This is a genomic window from Rhodococcus sp. AH-ZY2, assembly GCF_030916465.1.
Classification (GTDB): Bacteria; Actinomycetota; Actinomycetes; order Mycobacteriales; family Mycobacteriaceae; genus Rhodococcus; species Rhodococcus ruber.
This window is the reverse complement of the sequence record NZ_CP126458.1, coordinates 1,372,399-1,390,247: the sequence shown is the minus strand read 5'-3', so window position 1 is coordinate 1,390,247 and position 17,849 is coordinate 1,372,399. Positions and strand designations below refer to the sequence as shown.

Genomic DNA, 17,849 nt, shown 5'->3' with positions numbered 1-17,849 from the left:
GCAGAAGAAGACGCCTCAGCGCTGTGCAGAAGAAGACGCCTCAGCGCTGTGCAGAGGGCGCTTCAGCGCTGTGCGAGCCGCTCGAGCAGCGGCGCCGTGCGCGGACCCACCAGTTCGCGCATCACCAGCGCCATGTTGGTGCGCTCGACACCGGGGATCTCGAGGATCTGCCCGGCCAGCCGGTAGAGATCGTCGGCGTCCCGCGCGACCACCTTCACCGACAGGTCCGTCTGCCCCGTCATGCCGTACACCTCGGTGACCTCCGGGATCTGCCCGAGGGCCGCGACGACGGCGTCGAGCCGGTGCTGATCGACCCGGGTCGCGACGAACGCGGCCAGCGGGTAGCCGAGCGCCCGCGGATCCACCCGGCGCTCGAACGAGCCGAGAACCCCCTCCGCATCCCACCGCGCGAGCCGTGCCTGCACCGTGTTCCGGGACAGCCCGAGACGCTGGGACAACTCCACCCCGGTCGCCCGCGGGGTGCGCGCGAGCTCGAGCAGCATCCGGGCGTCGGTGGCATCGAGACTGGTCATGTTTCGCAGTATGACAGCGCCGGACCCCCCGAAACCGTGCTTGCTGCACAATCACGCGACGATCGATTGCGCACCTGCACCCCGCGTGGATCATGTGATGTACAACACAGGTTTGTCCGGGGCGCCTCACGAGGGCGACCGGTCCCGCCATAGCGAGGTGGTGCACGGTGGTCGACAAGATTGCCTACCCGATCCAGCTGATCCAGCCCGACGGTCGACGGGTCCACAATCCCGAGTACTCCGCGCTCGTCGCCGACGTCGGACCCGACGAACTCCGGGCCCTGTACCGCGACATGGTCGTCGTCCGCCGCCTCGACGCCGAGGCCACCGCGCTGCAACGGCAGGGCGAACTCGGACTGTGGGCACCACTGCTCGGCCAGGAGGCCGCTCAGGTCGGCTCCGCGCACGCCCTGCACCGCGACGACTACGTCTTCACCAGCTACCGCGAGCACGGCGTGGCCTGGTGCCGCGGCGTCGACCCCGCCGACATGACCCGGTTGTGGCGGGGCTGCGCCCACTCCGGCTGGGACCCGGCCGCCGTGAACATGACCAACCCCGCGATCGTCGTCGGCTCCCAGGGGCTGCACGCCACCGGCTACGCGATGGGCGCCCACTTCGACGGCGCCGAGATCGCCACCGTCGTCTACTTCGGCGACGGCGCGACGAGTCAGGGCGACATCGCCGAGGCGCTCGGCTTCGCCGTCGCATGGGGGGTGGGCGTGGTCTTCTTCTGCCAGAACAACCACTGGGCGATCAGCAACCCGGTCCACTCGCACAGTCCCGTCCCGATCGCGCAGCGCGCCGCCGGGTACGGAATGCCGGCCGTGCAGGTCGACGGCAACGACGCGCTCGCGGTGCTGGCCGTCACCCGCCAGGCCACCCGGCACGCACGGGAGGGCAGCGGCCCGTCGTTCGTCGAGGCCGTCACCTACCGGATGGGCCCGCACACCACCTCCGACGACCCCACCCGCTACCGCACCCCGGCCGAGGCCGAACTGTGGCGGATGCGGGATCCGATCGACCGGCTCCACCGGCTGCTCGAGCGCGAGGGCCACGCCGATGCCGGGTTCTTCGACGAGGTCGGCGCCACCGCGGACGAGGCCGCGGCCCGGTTGCGCGCCGGCACCCTCGGCGCCCGGGATCCGGAGCCGCTGAGCATGTTCGACCACGTCTACGCCACCGACCACCCGGCGATCGCCGAGGAACGCACCCGCTACCGCGACTACCTCGCCGGTTTCGAGAACGCGACCCACGAGGAGGCGCTGTCATGACCACCACCACCCTGGCCCTCGGCGCCGCCCTCGGCGCCGGACTGCGCCGGGCCCTCGAACACGACCGCAAGGTGGTGATCATGGGAGAGGACGTCGGCCGGCTCGGCGGAGTCTTCCGCGTCACCGACACGTTGCAGAAGGACTTCGGCGACAACCGCGTCATCGACACCCCCCTCGCCGAATCCGGGATCGTGGGAACGGCTTTCGGCATGGCGCTGCGCGGCTACCGACCGGTGTGCGAGATCCAGTTCGACGGCTTCGTCTACCCCGCGTTCGACCAGATCGTCTCGCAGGTCGCCAAGATCCACTACCGCACCGCCGGGCGGGTCACCGCACCGCTGACCATCCGCATCCCCTACGGCGGCGGGATCGGGGCGGTCGAACACCATTCCGAGTCACCCGAGGCGTACTTCGCGCACACCGCCGGACTGCGGGTGGTCAGCCCGAGCAACCCGGCCGACGCCTACGCGATGATCCAGCAGGCCGTCGCCCTCGACGATCCGGTGATCTTCCTCGAGCCCAAGCGCCGGTACTGGGACCGCGCCGAGGTCGATCTCGACGCGGAGCCGGAGCTGCCGCTGGACCGGGCCCGCGTCACCCGCGCGGGCACGGACGTCACCGTCGTGACGTTCGGCTCGATGGTCGCGACCGCCCTGCAGGCCGCGCAGATCGCCGAGACCGAGGGGCATTCCGTGGAGGTGATCGATCTGCGGTCCGTCTCGCCCGTCGACTTCGACACCGTCGAGGCGTCGGTGCGGCGCACCGGACGCCTGGTCGTGGTGCAGGAGGCACCGCTGTTCTGCGGCATCGGCGCCGAGATCGCCGCCCGCCTCTCGGAACGCTGCTTCTACCAGCTCGAGGCGCCGGTGCTGCGGGTCGGCGGATTCGACATCCCCTATCCCCCGGCGAAACTCGAGGCGCACCACCTGCCCGACCCGGACCGCATCCTCGACGCCGTCGACCGCAGCCTCGCGGCGTGAGGACCGGGACATGGAGCAGAGCGTGAGCGAGCGCGGCGACGTGGCGGGCGGGCACAGCGAGGTGTTCCGGCTGCCGGACCTCGGTGAGGGCCTGACCGAGGCGGAACTGGTGTCGTGGACCGTGGCCGTCGGGGACCGGGTCGAGCTCAACCAGGTGATCGCGGAGGTCGAGACCGCCAAGGCGACCGTGGAACTGCCGTCCCCGTACGCCGGGACGGTCGCCGAACTGCTCGCCGAACCCGGCGACAGCGTGCCCGTGGGGAATCCGCTGATCCGGTTCACTCTCCCCGGCGCGGGCGACGGCGGCGGACCCGTGCAGGTGCTCGTCGGCTACGGTCCGGGCGCGGCCCCGGCGAGCAGGCGCGCGGCACGCGCCGCGGCGGCGCCGTCCCCGCAGGCGCCGGCCGGGGCGCGGCACCGGCCGGACGCCAAGCCGTCCGCCCGCCGCGAGGCCCGGGAGCTCGGCGTGGATCTCACCGGGGTGACCGGCACCGGTGCGGGCGGGGTGATCACCGTGCCCGACGTGCGCCGGGCCGCGGAGGCCCGCGACACGCAGCCGCCGGAAGCCGGACCGCCGCGCGAGACCCGCACCCCGATCCACGGGATCCGCAGACGCACCGCCGCCGCAGTGGCGCGCAGTGCCTTCACCGCCCCGCACGTCACCGTGTTCCTCACCTGCGACGTCACGGCGACGGTCGAGCTCGTCTCCCGGCTCCGCGGCGCGGCGGCCTTCGAGGGGCGGCATCCCACGCCGCTCACCGTGGTGGCCAAGGCGCTGCTGCGGGTGCTCGCGCACCAACCGGTCCTCAACGCGGCGTGGGACGAGGAGCACCAGGAGATCGTCACCCGTCACTACGTCAACCTGGGCATCGCGACCGCCACCGACGCGGGACTGATGGTGCCGGTGATCCACGACGCCGACCGCCTGTCGCTGCCGGACCTCGCCGACGCCGTCGCCCGGGCGGCGGAGACGGCCCGCTCGGGCCGGGCCACCCCGGCGGAGCTGACCGGCGGCACGGTGTCGATCACCAACGTGGGCGTGTTCGGGGTCGACACCGGCACCCCCATCCTCAATCCCGGGGAGACCGCCATCCTCGCGCTCGGTGCGATCGGCCCGCGTCCGTGGGTGGTGGACGGCGAGCTCGCCGTCCGGCAGGTCACGACGCTGTCGCTGTCGTTCGACCATCGGCTCGTCGACGGTGAGCAGGCCGCGCGGGCGCTGGCCGAGATCGGCGCGATCCTCACCGACCCGGTGCCGGAACTGCTCGCCGGCATCTGAGGGCCGGTAGCGTCGGGACATGTGAGCGCTCACGATCTTCGCCGTGCCCGCGCGGCCGTGTTCGCGACCTTCGGCGTCAACGGGTTCCTGCTCGCGATGTGGGTGGTGCACATCCCCGCGATCGAGCAGCGCGTCGGCATCGACCACGCCACGCTCGGTTCCCTGCTGCTGGTCCTCGCGGCGGGCGCGATCGCGGGGATGCAGGCCACCGGTCCGCTCGCCGACCGGTTCGGCAGCGACCGCACCACCGTCACCGCGGCAGTGCTGCTGGCGGCGGCGACCGTGGGCCCCGGTCTGGCCGGCGCGGCCTGGCAGCTGGGTGCCGCGCTCGCGGTGTTCGGGTTCGCCAACGGCGCGCTGGACGTGTCGATGAACTCGCAGGCCGTCGCGGTCGAGCAACGCTACCGGCGGCCGATCATGGCCGCGTTCCACGGGCTGTTCTCGGTGGGCGGGGTGGCCGGGTCGCTGGTGGGGGCGGGCACCCTGGCGGCCGGGCTCGCCCCGGCGGTGGCCCTGGGCGGGGCCGGCCTCGTCGGCATGCTCGTCGTCGTGGTCGCGGCGCCGCACCTCGTGCGGGTGCCGCGGGTCGAGCACCGGCACGGGTCCGGCCCGCGCGGCGGATACTCGCGGCGGGTGCTGCTGCTCGGCGGGCTCGCGTTCATGCTGATGCTCAGCGAGGGCGTCGCCAACGACTGGAGTGCCCTGCAGGTCAAGGAACAGCTGGGCAGCCCGGACGCGGTCGCGGCGTTGGCCTTCGGGGCGTTCTCCGCGACGATGACGCTCGGGCGCTTCGTCGCGGACCGGGTCAGCGCCCGCGTCGGTGCCGTCGCCGTCGTCCGGTACGGCACGCTGCTGGCGGGGGCCGGGATGGGCACCGTCATCGCCTCCCCGTGGCTGCCGGTGACGCTCGCCGGGTGGGCGTTGTTCGGGCTGGGCCTGTCCGGGGCCGTCCCGCAGATCTTCAGCGCCGCCGGGAACATCGATGCCCGCGCCCCGGGCCGCAACATGTCCCGCGTCGTCGGCATGGGATACATCGGGTTCCTGGCGGGCCCCGCCACCATCGGCTGGCTGTCGGAGGCGACCTCGCTCACCGTGGCGATGACGGTGCCGCTGGCGTGCGTGCTCGCCGCCGCCGCCCTCGCCGGCTCCGTCGGTGCGCGGAGCCGGCGCGCGCTCGAGCGGGTGGACGAATCGGTCGGCTAACGCGGCAGCACGGTCAGCACCCGCACGACGTGGTCGCGGAACTCGCGCATGTAGTTGCGGAGGAAGTCCTCGGTGCCGGCGTTGTGCACGCTGCCGTCGTCGCCGAAGACCTCGGGCGTGTAGTGGATGTACGCCTCCGGCGACGTCATCTGCCGGGCGTTGCAGAAGCTCAGCACGGCGCGCAGGCTCTGCTGCCCGACGGCGGTGCCGATCGCGCCGATGGACGCGCCGATCACGGCCGCCGGGATGTGATCGAACGAGTTCTGCCCCCACGGCCGCGACGCCCAGTCGATGGCGTTCTTCAAGGCGCCGGGAATCGACCGGTTGTACTCGGGTGAGACGAACAGCACCGCATCGACGGCGCCGATCGCGTCCTTGAGCGCCGCCCCCTCGGGCGGGTAGTTCGCGTCGTAGTCGGGGCTGTAGAGCGGCAGGTCCCGGATGGGGATCTCGACGAAGTCGAGATCGGACGGCGCGAGCCGGATCAGTGTCTTCGCCAGGATCCGGTTGATCGAGGTGGACGACAGGCTGCCGACGAAATAGCCGACCTTGTAGGTCCTGTCGGTGCCGGTCCGGGGCTGCTCGGTCCCCGAAGGCTCGGTCGCGGGGTGCTCGGTCACGGGACGCGTCCTTTCCGTCGGTGCGACGGGCCGGGCGCGGCCCGCCTGCCGCCTTCGACGGTCGCACACGAACGGGGCGTCCGCACGGTGTTCCGTGCGGACGCCCCGGGCGCGCCGAACTGCTTACAGCGCCTTGAGTTCCTCGGTGACCTCGGAGACCATCTTCTTCGCGTCGCCGAACAGCATGGAGGTCTGGTCGGCGGTGAACAGCGGGTTGTCGATGCCGGCGTAGCCGGAGGACATCGAGCGCTTGAGCACGATGACCGACTTGGACTGGTCGACGTTGAGGATGGGCATGCCGTAGATCGGGCTGGACGAATCCTGCCGGGCGGCGGGGTTGGTGACGTCGTTGGCACCGATGACGATGGTGACGTCGGTGCGGGAGAACTCGCCGTTGATGTCGTCCATCTCCTTGAGCGCCTCGTAGGGCACCTCGGCCTCGGCGAGCAGGACGTTCATGTGCCCGGGCATCCGGCCGGCGACCGGGTGGATGGCGTACTTGACCTCCACCCCCTTGTCCTCGAGCATTGCCGCCATCTCCTTGACCGCGTGCTGCGCCTGCGCCACGGCCAGGCCGTAGCCGGGCACCACGATGACCTGGTTGGCGTAGGCCATCTGGATCGCCGCGTCCGAGGCGGAGGTGGCCTTGACGGTGCCGCCCGCCCCGGCCGGGCCGGCGCCGGCGCCGCCGTCGCCGCCGAAGGAGCCGAACACGATCGCCGGGATCGACCGGTTCATCGCCTTGGCCATCAGGTTGGTCAGGATCGAACCCGACGCGCCGACGATCATGCCGGCGACGATCATCGCCTGGTTGTTCAGCGCCAGACCCGCGGCCGCCGCGGACAGACCGGTCAGGGCGTTGAGCAGCGAGATCACCACCGGCATGTCGGCGCCGCCGATCGGCAGCACCACGAACAGGCCCATCAGCCCGGCCACGACCAGCAGCGCCACGATCCACAGCGCCGAGGTGGGATCGTTGGCCGGATCGGCCGCGAGACCGATGTACACGGCGATCGCGATCGAGGCCAGCGCGAGCACGATGTTGGCCAGCTGGAAGGCCTTGGCCGCGCCGACGAGGCGGCGTTCGAGGTTCTTGTTCAGCAGCTCCTGCAGCTTGGCGAACGCCACCAGCGAACCCCAGAACGAGACCGAGCCGACGATCGCGGCGAACAGCGAGCCGACCACCACGTGCACCGTGGGCTCCTCGGCGAGGGTGGTGAACCCGTCCGAGTCGAGGAACTCCGCCCACGCGATCAGCGCGACGGTGCCGCCACCGACACCGTTGAACAGCGCCACCAGCTGCGGCATCGCGGTCATCTTGGTGCGCAGCGCCGGCGGCACACCCAGGACCACACCCACGGCCAGGCCGGCGACGATCCACAGCCAGTTGTCGGTCTCGCGGATGTCGATCAGCACGGCGACGACCGCGACGAACATGCCGGCCGCGGCGATGTAGTTGCCGCGCACCGCGGTCTTCGGGCCGGTCAGGCCCATCAGACCGTAGATGAACATCGCGAACGCGACGATGTACAGGACGGAGACGAGGTAGCTCATTTCGCGTCGGCTCCCTTCTCCGCCACCGCAGGCGCGGTCTGCGGTGTCACTGGCTTCTTGGGTTTGAACATGCCCAGCATGCGGTCGGTGACGACGAAGCCGCCGACGACGTTGAGCGTGCCGAACACCAGCGCCACGAACAGGATGACCTTGATGCTCCACGGCGCGCCGGCGGGCAGGTGGCCGAAGACCACCAGCGCACCGAGCACCACGATGCCGTGGATGGCGTTGGTGCCCGACATCAGCGGGGTGTGCAGCGTGTTGGGCACCTTCGAAATCACGGCGAAGCCCACGAACCCGGCCAGCACCAGGATCGCGATGTTCGCCAACAGTTCCGTATACATCTAGACGTTCTCCTTCGAGCGGGTCACGCACGCGCCGGCGAGGATCTCGTCGGAGAAGTCCGGGGCGAGCCCGCCGTTCTCGTCGAGCATCAGCTCGAGCAGGGCCACGACGTTCTTCGAATACAGCTGCGAGGCGTGCTCGGGCATGGTCGCGGGCAGGTTCAGCGGCGAGCAGATCGTCACCGCGTGCTTGACCACGGTCTGCCCCGGTTCGGTCAGCTCGCAGTTGCCGCCGGTCTCCCCGGCCAGATCCACCACCACCGAACCGGGCTTCATGCCCTCCACGGCGGCGGCGGTCACCAGCCGCGGTGCGGGCCGGCCCGGCACCAGCGCGGTGGTGATCACCACGTCGAAGCCCTTGATGGCCTCCTCGAGCGCCGCCTGCTGCTGCGCGCGTTCGTCCTCGGTGAGCTCGCGGGCGTACCCGCCCTCCCCGGCCGCGTCGATCCCGAGATCGAGCCACTGCGCCCCGACCGAGCGGACCTGGTCGGCCACCTCCGGACGCACGTCGTACCCGGTGGTGCGCCCACCGAGGCGCTTGGCCGTGGCCAGCGCCTGCAGCCCGGCCACCCCGACACCGAGCACCAGCACCGTCGCCGGCTTGACCGTGCCCGCCGCGGTGGTGAGCATCGGGAAGAACCGGGTGGACTCCGACGCGGCGACCAGCACCGCCTTGTACCCGGCGACGTTCGCCTGCGACGACAGCGCATCCATCACCTGCGCGCGGGAGATCCGCGGGATCGACTCGACGGCGAACGCCTGCACCCCGGCCGCGGTGAGCGCCCCGATCTGGTTCTCGGCGTTACGGGGGGCGAGGAACCCGATCAGGGTCTGCCCCGACCGCATCCGCGCGACCTCCGCGTCCGACGGCGGCGCCACCTTGAGCACCACGTCCGCCGACCAGGCATCCCCGATCCGCGCCCCGGCCTCGGCGTAGGCCTCGTCCGGGATCAGCGCACCGAGCCCGGCCCCGGACTCGACGACCACGTCGAGCCCTTTCTTGATCAACGACGGCACGATCATCGGCACCAGCGCGACCCGCCGCTCGCCGTCGTTGGTTTCCCGAACGACGCCGACGGTGGGTCGCGCTGTCACCGCACGTCCCGTACCCATATCCTCGGTTTCCAAAGTTTTCGACTCCTGCGTTGAATCGGCACCTCACCGCGATGAGCGGCGGGTCATGTGCGACGAGCGGCCGACTCGGGCCGTGCACTATGGGCGATGAGCCCAGTCAGACGTACCGCGCCCAGGTCGGGGGCGCAACCGTTCGGTTTCGTCTGAATCGAGTCCGAACAGTGAGTCGGTGCCAGAATGTGAGGTAGTTCACTTCACAATTCTGCCGTATCGGCCGTGAGGGAGGAGGCACGAGTCCATGGCACGTCGCAGTGTCGTCGTCGAGCGCGTCTACGACCATCCGGGCGACGAGGAGGCGTTCCGGGTGTTCGTCGACCGGCTGTGGCCGCGCGGCCTGCGCAAGGACGCGTTCCACCACGACGACTGGGCCAAGGACCTGGCGCCGTCGACCGGACTGCGCAAGTGGTACTCGCACGACGCGTCGCAGTTCGCCGAGTTCCGCGACCGGTACCTGACCGAATTGGACGGCCCGGACGCGCGGGCCGCGCTGGCGCGCGTCGACGCCCTGGCCGACGGCCGGTCGATCGTCCTGCTCACCGCGACCCGGGACGTCGAGCACAGCGGCGCCGCCGTCCTCGCGGAACGGATGCGGGGTGCGCGATGAACGATGTGCCGGACGCCGGCGGCGACCCCGTCTGCTGGATGCATCGCGTCTGTCCCGACTGCGGTTTCTTCCTCGAGGAACCGGAGGCCCCGTGCCCGCGCTGCGGCGCCGTCCTCCTCCACGACGAGAAGGGGACCGACGAGTCCGGTCCCGGCCCCCTACCCTGAACCGATGACCATTCCCCCTCCGCGGATCCTCCGTCTGGCCCGGCGTGCACGACGGATCGCCGTGCTCACGGGCGCCGGGATGTCCGCCGAGAGCGGCGTGCCCACGTTCCGCGACGCACAGACCGGTCTGTGGGAACACTTCGACCCGGCCGACCTGGCGACCCCCGAGGCATGGGAGCGCGACCGCGCGTCCGTGTGGGCCTGGTACCAGTGGCGCGTGGCCCTGGTCCGGCGAGTGCAGCCGAACGACGGCCATCGGGCGCTGGCCGACTGGGGACAGGCCGTGGAACTGTCGATCGTCACCCAGAACGTCGACGACCTGCACGAGCGCGCCGGCAGTCCCGTGCTCTCGCACCTGCACGGCAGCCTGTTCTCGCCGCGGTGTGCCGACTGCGGCACGCCCGCCGATCCCCCGGAGGCCCCCACCGAGCCGGTCGCCCGCCTCGACCCACCGGACTGCGGCGCGTGCGGCGGCGACGTGCGGCCCGGCGTCGTGTGGTTCGGCGAGCCGCTGCCGACCGGCCCCTGGGAGGCCGCCACCGCGTCCGTCCTCGCCGCCGACCTGGTGTTCGTGGTGGGCACGTCGGGGATCGTGTACCCCGCGGCCGGCCTGCCCTCGCTGGCTCGCCGGCACGGCATCCCCGTCGTGGAGGTCAACCCCGAGGAGACCGGCCTGTCCGATCAGATGGACGAGGTCTGGCGCACCACCGCGGCAGTGGGCCTGCCGCAACTCGTCGCCGCAGTCGCCGCCGATCGGACGCCCCGCCTACAGTGAGCGGGTGAACTCCTGCGTGTTCTGCGCCATAGTCCGCGGCGACGGCCCGGCAGTGCGCGTGTACGAGGACGACGACGTGCTGGCCTTCCTCGACATCCGGCCCATCGCCCGGGGCCACACCCTGGTGGTGCCGCGGGTTCACGCACCCCGGCTCGACGATCTCGATCCCGGGCACGGCGCCGCATTGTTCCGCGCCGGGCAGCGCATCGCCCGCGGCATGCAACGCTCGGACCTCGCCGCGGACGGTGCCAACCTGGTGTTCAACGACGGTCGGTCCGCCTTCCAGACCGTCTTCCACGCGCATCTGCACGTGCTGCCGCGACGGCGCGGCGACAAGCTGCGCCTTGCGGCAGGACTGCTGCGGCGCCGACCCCACGACCCGGAGGCCACCGGCGCGGCGATCCGCGCCGGTCTGGCCCGTCTCGAAGCGGAGGACGCACTGTGACACACGGAAACACCCCGGCTCCCGGAAGCACTGCGCCGGATACGAAGGAGACGCCGGAGTTCCCGGTCGAACCGATCCGCACGCTGCTCCTCGAGCAGTTCGACGCCATCGACGGGCTGCTCGCCGACGTCCATGGGGACACCTGGTACACGCCCACCTCCCTGCCCGGCTGGACCGTCAAGGACATCACGGCGCACCTGATCGGAACCGAGTCGATGCTCGCCGGCGTCGAGACGCCGCACGTCGCGATCGACGTGCACGCCCTCGGCCACGTCCGCAACGAGATCGGCGCCTTCAACGAACGCTGGATCGAGTCCCTGCGCGGCACGCCGGGCGACGAGGTCCTGGCCCGCTACTGGGAGATCGTCGCCCGTCGCCGGGAGCAGCTCGCGGCCATGACCCAGGCGGACTTCGAGGCACCGGCGACGACCCCGGTCGGCCAGGCGACCTACGGCCGGTTCATGCGGATCCGCATCTTCGACTGCTGGATGCACGAACTCGACCTCCGAGACGCGCTCGGCGTCCCCGGCGACGAGGGCGGCGCGCGCGCCGAACTCGCGTCCGCGGAGATCTTCGGGGCCCTCGCATTCGCTGTCGGCAAGCTCGGCAAGGCTCCCGCCGGGTCACGGATCACGTTCGAGCTGAGCGGCCCGCTCGCCCGCACCGTTCACGTCGAGGTGGACGGCCGGGCCGCGGTCGTGCCGGCCCTGTCCGGTCCGGCGACGAGCACCGTCGCGATGGATTCGCGCCTGTTCGTGCGGCTCGCCGGCGGCCGTGTGCACGCGTTCGAACGCCTCGACGAGATCACCCTCGGCGGCGACACGACGGTCGGCCGGCGGATCGTGGACAACCTCGCCTTCGTGATCTGAGCGGCAGCTCCGTGCGGCTGTTCCTGTCGTCCTACCGGTTCGGCGCGGACCCCGGGTTGCTGCTCGGGGTCACCCGAGGCCCATGCCCGATCGCGGTGATCGCCAACGCGGCCGACGCGTGGCCTCCCCGGGCCCGCGACTCGGCGGTGGCGAGCGAGCTGGCGCCGTTGCGCGCACTGGGATACGAACCCGCCGAGGTGGACCTGCGGGACCACGTCGGCTCGCCCGAGTCGCTGCGAGCCGCGCTGTCGCGGTTCGGGGCGCTGTGGGTGCGCGGCGGCAACACGTTCGTGCTGCGCACGCGGCTCGCCCTGTGCGGCGGGGACGAGATCCTCACGGACCTGGTCCGTTCCGGCCGGACGGCCTACGCGGGGTACAGCGCGGGGGCCTGCCTGGTGACGCCGTCCCTGCGCGGTCTCGAATTCTCCGACGACCCCGGCGAGGCGGACGTCGTCTGCGGGGTTCCGGCCCGCTGGGACGGTCTGGGGTGGGTGGACTACGCGATCGTCCCGCACGCCGGGGACTCGGCCCTGGCCGACGCGGGCGTCGCACGGACGCTGGAATATCTCGCGCAGCAGCGGCTGCCGTTCCGGGCACTCGACGACGACGAGGTGATCGTCGTGGACGAGGCGTGAGTGGGCGTACCGGCGCGGTCGCTCACGGGCCGCTGCTCGCGTGGACGAACGGCGCGAACCGGTCGAGGGAGACCCAGGCCGTGCGGCACCGGCGGGCGGTGACCTCGTCGGCGCGGGCGAGCAGGATGTCGAGCAGTTCCCGGGGATTGTCCCGCCAGCGCAGCACGAGTTGCCGTTCCTCCTCGTCCGACAGCGCCGCGACCCGGCTCGCCGCCGCGGCCCAGTCCGCCACGTTCCCGTGGTGAAGGCTCTCCAGAGCCTGGTAATCGACCCGCCGCGAGAGGAATTCGTCGGACAGGGCGCGGACGAGTCGTGCGTCCGACAGCACGGATGCAGTCATACGGCACCTCCTTCGAACGACCGTTGACGTTAGTGACCTGCCACAACCACCCGATCGCACCGGCGGCACGATTCGGTAACAGAGTGACTGGTGCGACTGATGTGACTTCCGCTGTTAGCATTCCTACGGTGGAGACACTGACCGACCTGCTCACGAGCGGTGCGGCGCCCTGGTGGGCCGTACCGGTGGGACTCGCGGCCGGCGTCCTGCTCGGCGTCTTCGCCACCCGGATCGGCGCGCGACCGTCGCGGCGGGCCGCCACCGTCGCCGCGCCCCTGCGGGCGGCCGATCGCGCCTTGCAGGTCCGCTTCCTGCACGCCGCCGACAGTGTCTACAACCATCTGTTCGAGGCGGATCACTCGGCCCTCGCCGAGGCCGACCTCGCCGAAGCCCTGCAGTCCGACGACCTGCACCTGCGTTCCGTCGCCCGCGGCATCGTCGACCTCGACGCGATCGTCAACGAGATGCGGCTGTCCGCCCCCGAGCCGGTGCTCACCGCCGCGGTCGCCCTCTTCGGCTACCTCACCGCCGTCTCGAGCGACGGGACCGACGATCTCGACGAGTTCCGCGACCGCTACCTGGCGCGCAAGTCCGCGTTCGTCGACGCCGTCCGCGCGGCCCACCCCCCCGCCGGCCAGGTCCCCGCCTGACCCCGTCGCCGCCGTCGCCTGCATCGCGTCACCACCACGTCACCACTCGTACCGGCCCGCCCGCGACACAGGTCCACAACCAGAACATCGCATCCCACCCCGGGCCCATTACCGGCTCGGGCAGATCCCACTGCCCGCGTGCAGGCCGGTAGGGTCGATGGTGTGACCAACGACGAGCACCGCATCGAACATCACCCCGGCCAGTCCAGGTTCGCGTTGTACACCGGGGACACCCTCGCCGCGTTCGCCGACTACACCGACTCGGACGGGGTGCGCGACTTCGACCACACCGTCACCCAGCCCCAGTTCCGCGGCCACGGACTCGCCGCCGAGGTGGTCCGCCACGCTCTCGACACGACCCGCTCGGAGGGTCTGAAGATCGCGGCCTCGTGCTGGTACGTCGCGAAGTTCCTCGACGCGAACCCCGAATACCGCAACTGACCCGCAGCGGATCCCGGGACGCGGGTTCCCGGCGGCGTCGGGCTCGGGCTCGGGCACGGGCACGGTCGGCGACGAACGGACGTCCTCGTCGGTGACACGCCATATCCGCCCCCGCGGAGCCAGTGCTGCGTAACATCGAGACGGTCTCGGTTCGAACCCTTCGGAGGCCGACATGGGTGGACTCGGAATCGATCTCGGCACTGCCAACACAGTCGTCGCCACCCCCGAAGACGGCGTCGTCTTCAACGAGCCGTCGTTCCTGCTGGTTCGCACGGAGGACCCGCATCGCGCACTCGCGATCGGTCAGGATGCGCGTGATCTGGTCGGTCGCACCCCCGTCGGCATCACCCCGGTTCGCCCGATGCGCGACGGCGTGATCGTGGATCTGGAGTCGGCCCGCACCTTCGTCACGGCCGTCGTCAAACGGGTTGCCCCGCACCGGTCCTACGGTCTGCGACCGAAGGGTGTGATCTCGGTTCCCGCAGGGGCCACGCCCCTCGAGCGTCGCGCGGTGCTCGAGGTCGGACACGAGGCCGGCCTTCGGAAGGTCGGTCTGGTGCCGGAGCCGGTCGCCGGCGCCCTCGGCTGCGGCATCAACCCGCTCGAGGCACGTGCCCACCTCGTCGTGGACATCGGCGGCGGCACTTCGGAAGTCACCGCGATCTGTTTCGGCGGCATCCTCTCCCATCGCAGTTGCCGACTCGCCGGAGACGAACTGACCAACGCGCTGTACCAGTACCTGCGCGCGGAGCACAAGATCGTCGTCGGCGAGCTCACCGCCGAGCGGGCGAAGGTGGCCACCCCCGGAACGCCCGACGGGCAGGCCCTCGTCGTGGAGGGACGCGATGCCGTCACCGGCCGCGCCCGGCTGGTCACGCTCGAGACCGAGGAGATCGTGGATGCGTTGCGACCCACGACGGCGGGAATCGTGCAGACCTTGACCGACTGCCTCGAGGACCTGCCCGCCCAGGCGATCGGCGACGTGATGTCGGAGGGGCTGCTCACCATCGGTGGCGGGGCGATGCTGCGCGGTCTGTCGCAGCTGCTCGAGGAGGCCTTCGGGTTCCCGGTGAAGACCGCGGAGCGTCCCCTCACCTGCGTCGCGGAAGGCGCCAAGGCCTGCTTGGAGCACCCCGAGGTGGTGGCGGCGTACAGCAGCTGATCACCGATTCGACTCCACGACCGGCGGTGACGGGAAGTACCACCGCAGGAGTCTCTCGACCACCGGCCCGGCGGTCGCCGACCCGAACCCGCCGCCGCGCACCAGCACCGACACCACGATCTCGGGCGCGTCCAGGGGCGCGACCGCGGAGAACCAGGCGTTCAGACCCTCCCCGGGTGCCGACGGATCCTCCGCCGTGCCGGTCTTGGCGCCCGCCTGCACCGGCAGATCGGCCAGCTGCCCGGCCGTACCGGCCGACGCCGACGCCCGCATCCCCGCTCGAACGGGGTCGAGCCGGTCGGCGAAGGGCAGCCGGCGCGGCTGCGCCGTGGGAATCGGGATGTTGTCCTCGGACCCGTACGCCGCCGCGAGCCGAGGGGTGACCATCGCACCGGTGGCGATGCCCGACGTCCACCGCGCCACCTGCAGCGGGGTCGCGCTGACGGTGCCCTGGCCGATGCCCATCAGCAGGGTGGAGCCCGGATACCAGGTGGCCCCGATCCGTGCCACCGACTCCGGCGTGCCGAGGAAACCTTCGGCCTCGCCCGGCAGGTCGATTCCCGATCGCTGCCCCACGCCGAGTTGCCCGGCGACCGCGGCGATCCGCTCGGGACCGAGGAGCTCGGCCAGGCGGTAGAAGTAGACGTTGTCGGACCACTGGATCGCCTGCAGCAGGTCGTGCGGCCCCATCGGCTGCCAGTTCCGGAAGGTGTGCCCGCCGTAGGTGTAGGCCGCGCCCGTGGCGATCACGGTCTCCGGTGCCAGAACCGGGTTCTCGGCGTTCGCGGCGGCGGTGACGATCTTGAACGTCGACCCGGGCGGTGCGGCGGTCTGGGCGACGTGGTTGACCATCGCCCCCGGTCCGGACGACTGAGCCTGCGCCGCGAGGGCGACGAGGTCGGCCGGCGGGCCGTAGGCGTTGTTGTCGAATCCGGGCACGCTGGCCATCGCCCGTACCGCTCCGGTGCGGGCGTCCATCACGATCGCGGCGCCCAGGTCGCCTCCGCTGGTGCGGACGGCCTCGGTCAACGCAGTGGTCGCCAGGTCCTGCAGACCGATGTCGAGGTGCAACCGCAGGTCGTGTCCCCGTATCGGGTCCACCCGCGTGCCGGGGGCGACCGGACGTCCCGTCGGATCGACGTACATGCACTGCTTGCCGTCGCTGCCGCGCAGCAACGCGTCGTACTGCTTCTCGAGTCCGGCCTTGCCGACCCGCGATCCGAGCGCGAGATGCGGCCAGCGTTGCATGTCCTGCTGGTCGGCGACCCCGACATGGCCGAGTACCGACGCGAGCGTCGCGCCGTGCGGGTACGTCCTGCGGCCGGACGGGGCGACGAGGATCCCGGGAAGTCGCGCATTCACGACCTGCCGAGCCTGTTCGGGCGCGACCCTGCCGACGAGGACCTGCGGATCCCCTTCGGCACGTCCACCCATCACCTCGGCCAGTTCGTCCGGGGAGAGGCCGATCAGCGCAGCGAGTCGCGGGCGCGAGTCCGCATCGTGCTCGTCGAACACCTCGGGCAGGACGGCGACGGCGTACTCCGCGGCGTTCAGCGCGAGCGGCACACCGTTGCGGTCGACGATGAGACCGCGCTCGGCGGGCAGCCGGATACAGCGCATCATCTGCGCCTCGCCCGCGGTGCGCAGCTCCGCACCGCGGACGTGTTGCAGCTGCCAGGTGACCATCGACATCGCGACGAGCGACGCTGTCAGGCCGACGGCCCCTGCCGAGACCCCTCGCAGTCGACGGTGCCGTCGCGGGTCCGGACGCCACAGCGGCCGCGCGACGCCGTCCCTGCGCACCGCGAGTACCAGTCCGACTGCCACGAATGCGACGACCGCGGCAGTCCCCCCGTAGCTGAACAGGGGGATCGGCATGCCGGTGTGCGGGATCAGCGACAGACTCGCACCGATCGATACCAGGGCGTGGATCCCGAACGACGCGCCGATCCCCGCCGCGACCAGCGCCGCCTCACGGGTCCGGGCGGTGCGGGCGGCGAGGACGGCCCGCCATACGATCACCGTGGTGGCCACCACGACTGCCAGGCCGGCGAACAGTCCCCATCCGTACACGACGCTCGCGAAGGCGAGATCGTGTTCCGATTCCGGGAGATAGTCGGCTCTCACCTCGTAGAGGGGGTCTCGCGCCAGACCCCACCAGCCGCCGCTGCCGATGGCGATGTCCGCCTGGAGCGCGGCCCACCCCGCCCCGCTCGGGTCGACGTTGCTCGACAGGAACACGTGCACGCGTTCGAGTTGATAGGGGCGGAGGACGAGAACGGCGAGCGGCAGCGACGCGACTCCCACCGCGAACAACGGCAGCAGGGGCAGCAGCGGCACCCGGGCCAGGATGAGCATGACCATGACCGTCGCGACGAGCACCAGGGCAGTCGACAGGTCCGGTTGCAGCGCGACGAGCGCGATCGGCACGCCGGTGGCCGTCAGGGCTGCCACGAACCGGCCGACGGTGAAGCCACCGGCCAATATGCCGGCCGGGACCAGCACGACAGCGAGTTTGGCGAGTTCGGCGGGCTGGACGGTGAACACGCCGAAATCCAGCCAGCGCTGGGCGCCTTTCGTCGCGACCCCGGCGAGCGGTACCGCGGCCAACAGCACGGTCGCCACGGCGAGCACCGTCCACCCGAATGCTCGCAGGTCACTCGTCCGCAGGCGAGAGACGACGCGCATCAGGACGAGACCGGCCGCGGCGAACAGTGCGTGCCGAACGGCGTGCGACGTCATCCCGATCGCGGTCAGATTCAACAGGCCGAGCACGACCAGGACCACGGCCGCGGTTACGAGCCACGGATCGGATTCCCGCCGGCGTTCGGCCATGTCCCCTC

20 protein-coding genes are annotated in these 17,849 nt (G+C 71.4%); 13 read left to right on the top strand and 7 right to left on the bottom strand.

Annotation, left to right across the window (positions count from 1 at the left end; translation table 11 throughout):
* Positions 1 to 62 precede the first annotated feature (62 nt).
* A complete protein-coding gene (locus QNA09_RS07470; protein ID WP_010595839.1) occupies positions 63 to 533 on the bottom strand; it encodes an Lrp/AsnC family transcriptional regulator in 471 nt (156 codons plus the stop codon).
* A gap of 167 nt (positions 534 to 700) precedes the next feature.
* Between QNA09_RS07470 and pdhA the strand changes: the two genes are divergently transcribed.
* From pdhA to QNA09_RS07450, 4 genes are all read left to right on the top strand, one after another.
* Positions 701 to 1,804: a pyruvate dehydrogenase (acetyl-transferring) E1 component subunit alpha gene (gene pdhA, locus QNA09_RS07465; RefSeq protein ID WP_010595838.1), complete on the top strand. Its 1,104-nt coding sequence runs from the start codon at positions 701 to 703 to the stop codon at positions 1,802 to 1,804.
* Positions 1,801 to 2,784, top strand: coding sequence for an alpha-ketoacid dehydrogenase subunit beta (locus QNA09_RS07460; protein WP_010595837.1), 984 nt, complete (start codon positions 1,801 to 1,803; stop codon positions 2,782 to 2,784). The genes pdhA and QNA09_RS07460 overlap by 4 nt, the downstream gene beginning before the upstream one ends.
* A gap of 10 nt (positions 2,785 to 2,794) precedes the next feature.
* Positions 2,795 to 4,063, top strand: a complete 1,269-nt coding sequence (locus QNA09_RS07455) for a dihydrolipoamide acetyltransferase family protein (RefSeq protein WP_010595836.1) — start codon at positions 2,795 to 2,797, stop codon at positions 4,061 to 4,063.
* Between the two features lie 96 nt (positions 4,064 to 4,159).
* Positions 4,160 to 5,266, top strand: a complete 1,107-nt coding sequence (locus QNA09_RS07450) for an MFS transporter (RefSeq protein ID WP_244213250.1) — start codon at positions 4,160 to 4,162, stop codon at positions 5,264 to 5,266.
* Here the strand turns inward: QNA09_RS07450 and QNA09_RS07445 are convergent.
* The 4 genes from QNA09_RS07445 to QNA09_RS07430 form a co-directional block, all read right to left on the bottom strand.
* Positions 5,263 to 5,886 carry an NADPH-dependent FMN reductase gene (locus tag QNA09_RS07445; RefSeq protein ID WP_010595833.1) on the bottom strand — a complete coding sequence of 208 codons (624 nt, stop codon included), beginning with the start codon at positions 5,884 to 5,886 and terminating at the stop codon, positions 5,263 to 5,265. The genes QNA09_RS07450 and QNA09_RS07445 overlap by 4 nt on opposite strands.
* A 123-nt stretch (positions 5,887 to 6,009) precedes the next feature.
* Entirely contained in the window at positions 6,010 to 7,440 is a 1,431-nt protein-coding gene (locus QNA09_RS07440; RefSeq protein WP_010595832.1) for an NAD(P)(+) transhydrogenase (Re/Si-specific) subunit beta, read from the bottom strand.
* Positions 7,437 to 7,784: an NAD(P) transhydrogenase subunit alpha gene (locus tag QNA09_RS07435; protein WP_010595831.1), complete on the bottom strand. Its 348-nt coding sequence runs from the start codon at positions 7,782 to 7,784 to the stop codon at positions 7,437 to 7,439. Before QNA09_RS07435 ends, QNA09_RS07440 begins: the two co-directional genes overlap by 4 nt.
* Positions 7,785 to 8,897, bottom strand: a complete 1,113-nt coding sequence (locus QNA09_RS07430; protein WP_102030811.1) for a Re/Si-specific NAD(P)(+) transhydrogenase subunit alpha — start codon at positions 8,895 to 8,897, stop codon at positions 7,785 to 7,787. It lies immediately after the preceding gene.
* Between the two features lie 259 nt (positions 8,898 to 9,156).
* On the opposite strand from QNA09_RS07430, the gene QNA09_RS07425 reads away from it, so the two are divergent.
* Genes QNA09_RS07425 through QNA09_RS07400 form a run of 6 tightly spaced genes read left to right on the top strand, consistent with a single transcriptional unit; the run spans position 9,157 to position 12,413 of the window.
* Positions 9,157 to 9,522: a DUF488 domain-containing protein gene (locus tag QNA09_RS07425; RefSeq protein WP_017680382.1), complete on the top strand. Its 366-nt coding sequence runs from the start codon at positions 9,157 to 9,159 to the stop codon at positions 9,520 to 9,522.
* Positions 9,519 to 9,689, top strand: a complete 171-nt coding sequence (locus QNA09_RS07420) for a hypothetical protein (RefSeq protein WP_010595828.1) — start codon at positions 9,519 to 9,521, stop codon at positions 9,687 to 9,689. Before QNA09_RS07425 ends, QNA09_RS07420 begins: the two co-directional genes overlap by 4 nt.
* A 4-nt stretch (positions 9,690 to 9,693) precedes the next feature.
* Positions 9,694 to 10,464, top strand: coding sequence for an NAD-dependent deacylase (locus QNA09_RS07415; protein WP_017680383.1), 771 nt, complete (start codon positions 9,694 to 9,696; stop codon positions 10,462 to 10,464).
* 4 nt (positions 10,465 to 10,468) lie between these two features.
* Positions 10,469 to 10,909, top strand: coding sequence for an HIT family protein (locus QNA09_RS07410; RefSeq protein WP_017680384.1), 441 nt, complete (start codon positions 10,469 to 10,471; stop codon positions 10,907 to 10,909).
* A complete protein-coding gene (locus tag QNA09_RS07405) occupies positions 10,906 to 11,778 on the top strand; it encodes a maleylpyruvate isomerase family mycothiol-dependent enzyme (protein WP_119699626.1) in 873 nt (290 codons plus the stop codon). Before QNA09_RS07410 ends, QNA09_RS07405 begins: the two co-directional genes overlap by 4 nt.
* A gap of 11 nt (positions 11,779 to 11,789) precedes the next feature.
* Positions 11,790 to 12,413, top strand: coding sequence for a Type 1 glutamine amidotransferase-like domain-containing protein (locus QNA09_RS07400; protein ID WP_040275862.1), 624 nt, complete (start codon positions 11,790 to 11,792; stop codon positions 12,411 to 12,413).
* Between the two features lie 22 nt (positions 12,414 to 12,435).
* Here QNA09_RS07400 and QNA09_RS07395 read toward each other — a convergent pair whose 3' ends face one another.
* Positions 12,436 to 12,753, bottom strand: coding sequence for a hypothetical protein (locus QNA09_RS07395; protein WP_010595823.1), 318 nt, complete (start codon positions 12,751 to 12,753; stop codon positions 12,436 to 12,438).
* Between the two features lie 128 nt (positions 12,754 to 12,881).
* Here QNA09_RS07395 and QNA09_RS07390 point away from each other — a divergent pair, with 128 nt between their 5' ends.
* The 3 genes from QNA09_RS07390 (at position 12,882) to QNA09_RS07380 (ending at position 15,006) form a co-directional block, all read left to right on the top strand.
* Positions 12,882 to 13,403, top strand: coding sequence for a hypothetical protein (locus tag QNA09_RS07390; RefSeq protein ID WP_119699625.1), 522 nt, complete (start codon positions 12,882 to 12,884; stop codon positions 13,401 to 13,403).
* A 162-nt stretch (positions 13,404 to 13,565) separates the two neighbouring features.
* Complete coding sequence (locus QNA09_RS07385; RefSeq protein ID WP_010595821.1) at positions 13,566 to 13,844, top strand: GNAT family N-acetyltransferase; 279 nt, start codon at positions 13,566 to 13,568, stop codon at positions 13,842 to 13,844.
* A gap of 172 nt (positions 13,845 to 14,016) precedes the next feature.
* On the top strand, positions 14,017 to 15,006 hold the full coding sequence (locus QNA09_RS07380; RefSeq protein ID WP_308072382.1) for a rod shape-determining protein: 990 nt from the start codon (positions 14,017 to 14,019) through the stop codon (positions 15,004 to 15,006).
* Here QNA09_RS07380 and QNA09_RS07375 read toward each other — a convergent pair whose 3' ends face one another.
* Positions 15,007 to 17,841, bottom strand: a complete 2,835-nt coding sequence (locus tag QNA09_RS07375) for an FtsW/RodA/SpoVE family cell cycle protein (RefSeq protein ID WP_308072379.1) — start codon at positions 17,839 to 17,841, stop codon at positions 15,007 to 15,009.
* Positions 17,842 to 17,849: the final 8 nt, after the last annotated feature.

What these genes read in the sequence shown, in the direction of transcription:
- QNA09_RS07430 (WP_102030811.1), bottom strand. Translation starts at nt 8,897, where the DNA reads ATGGGTACGGGACGTGCGGTGACAGCGCGACCCACCGTCGGCGTCGTT.
- QNA09_RS07420 (WP_010595828.1), top strand. Translation starts at nt 9,519, where the DNA reads ATGAACGATGTGCCGGACGCCGGCGGCGACCCCGTCTGCTGGATGCAT.
- QNA09_RS07455 (WP_010595836.1), top strand. Translation starts at nt 2,795, where the DNA reads ATGGAGCAGAGCGTGAGCGAGCGCGGCGACGTGGCGGGCGGGCACAGC.
- QNA09_RS07425 (WP_017680382.1), top strand. Translation starts at nt 9,157, where the DNA reads ATGGCACGTCGCAGTGTCGTCGTCGAGCGCGTCTACGACCATCCGGGC.
- QNA09_RS07415 (WP_017680383.1), top strand. Translation starts at nt 9,694, where the DNA reads ATGACCATTCCCCCTCCGCGGATCCTCCGTCTGGCCCGGCGTGCACGA.
- QNA09_RS07450 (WP_244213250.1), top strand. Translation starts at nt 4,160, where the DNA reads ATGTGGGTGGTGCACATCCCCGCGATCGAGCAGCGCGTCGGCATCGAC.
- QNA09_RS07375 (WP_308072379.1), bottom strand. Translation starts at nt 17,841, where the DNA reads ATGGCCGAACGCCGGCGGGAATCCGATCCGTGGCTCGTAACCGCGGCC.
- QNA09_RS07440 (WP_010595832.1), bottom strand. Translation starts at nt 7,440, where the DNA reads ATGAGCTACCTCGTCTCCGTCCTGTACATCGTCGCGTTCGCGATGTTC.
- QNA09_RS07435 (WP_010595831.1), bottom strand. Translation starts at nt 7,784, where the DNA reads ATGTATACGGAACTGTTGGCGAACATCGCGATCCTGGTGCTGGCCGGG.
- QNA09_RS07380 (WP_308072382.1), top strand. Translation starts at nt 14,017, where the DNA reads ATGGGTGGACTCGGAATCGATCTCGGCACTGCCAACACAGTCGTCGCC.
- QNA09_RS07460 (WP_010595837.1), top strand. Translation starts at nt 1,801, where the DNA reads ATGACCACCACCACCCTGGCCCTCGGCGCCGCCCTCGGCGCCGGACTG.
- QNA09_RS07470 (WP_010595839.1), bottom strand. Translation starts at nt 533, where the DNA reads ATGACCAGTCTCGATGCCACCGACGCCCGGATGCTGCTCGAGCTCGCG.
- QNA09_RS07395 (WP_010595823.1), bottom strand. Translation starts at nt 12,753, where the DNA reads ATGACTGCATCCGTGCTGTCGGACGCACGACTCGTCCGCGCCCTGTCC.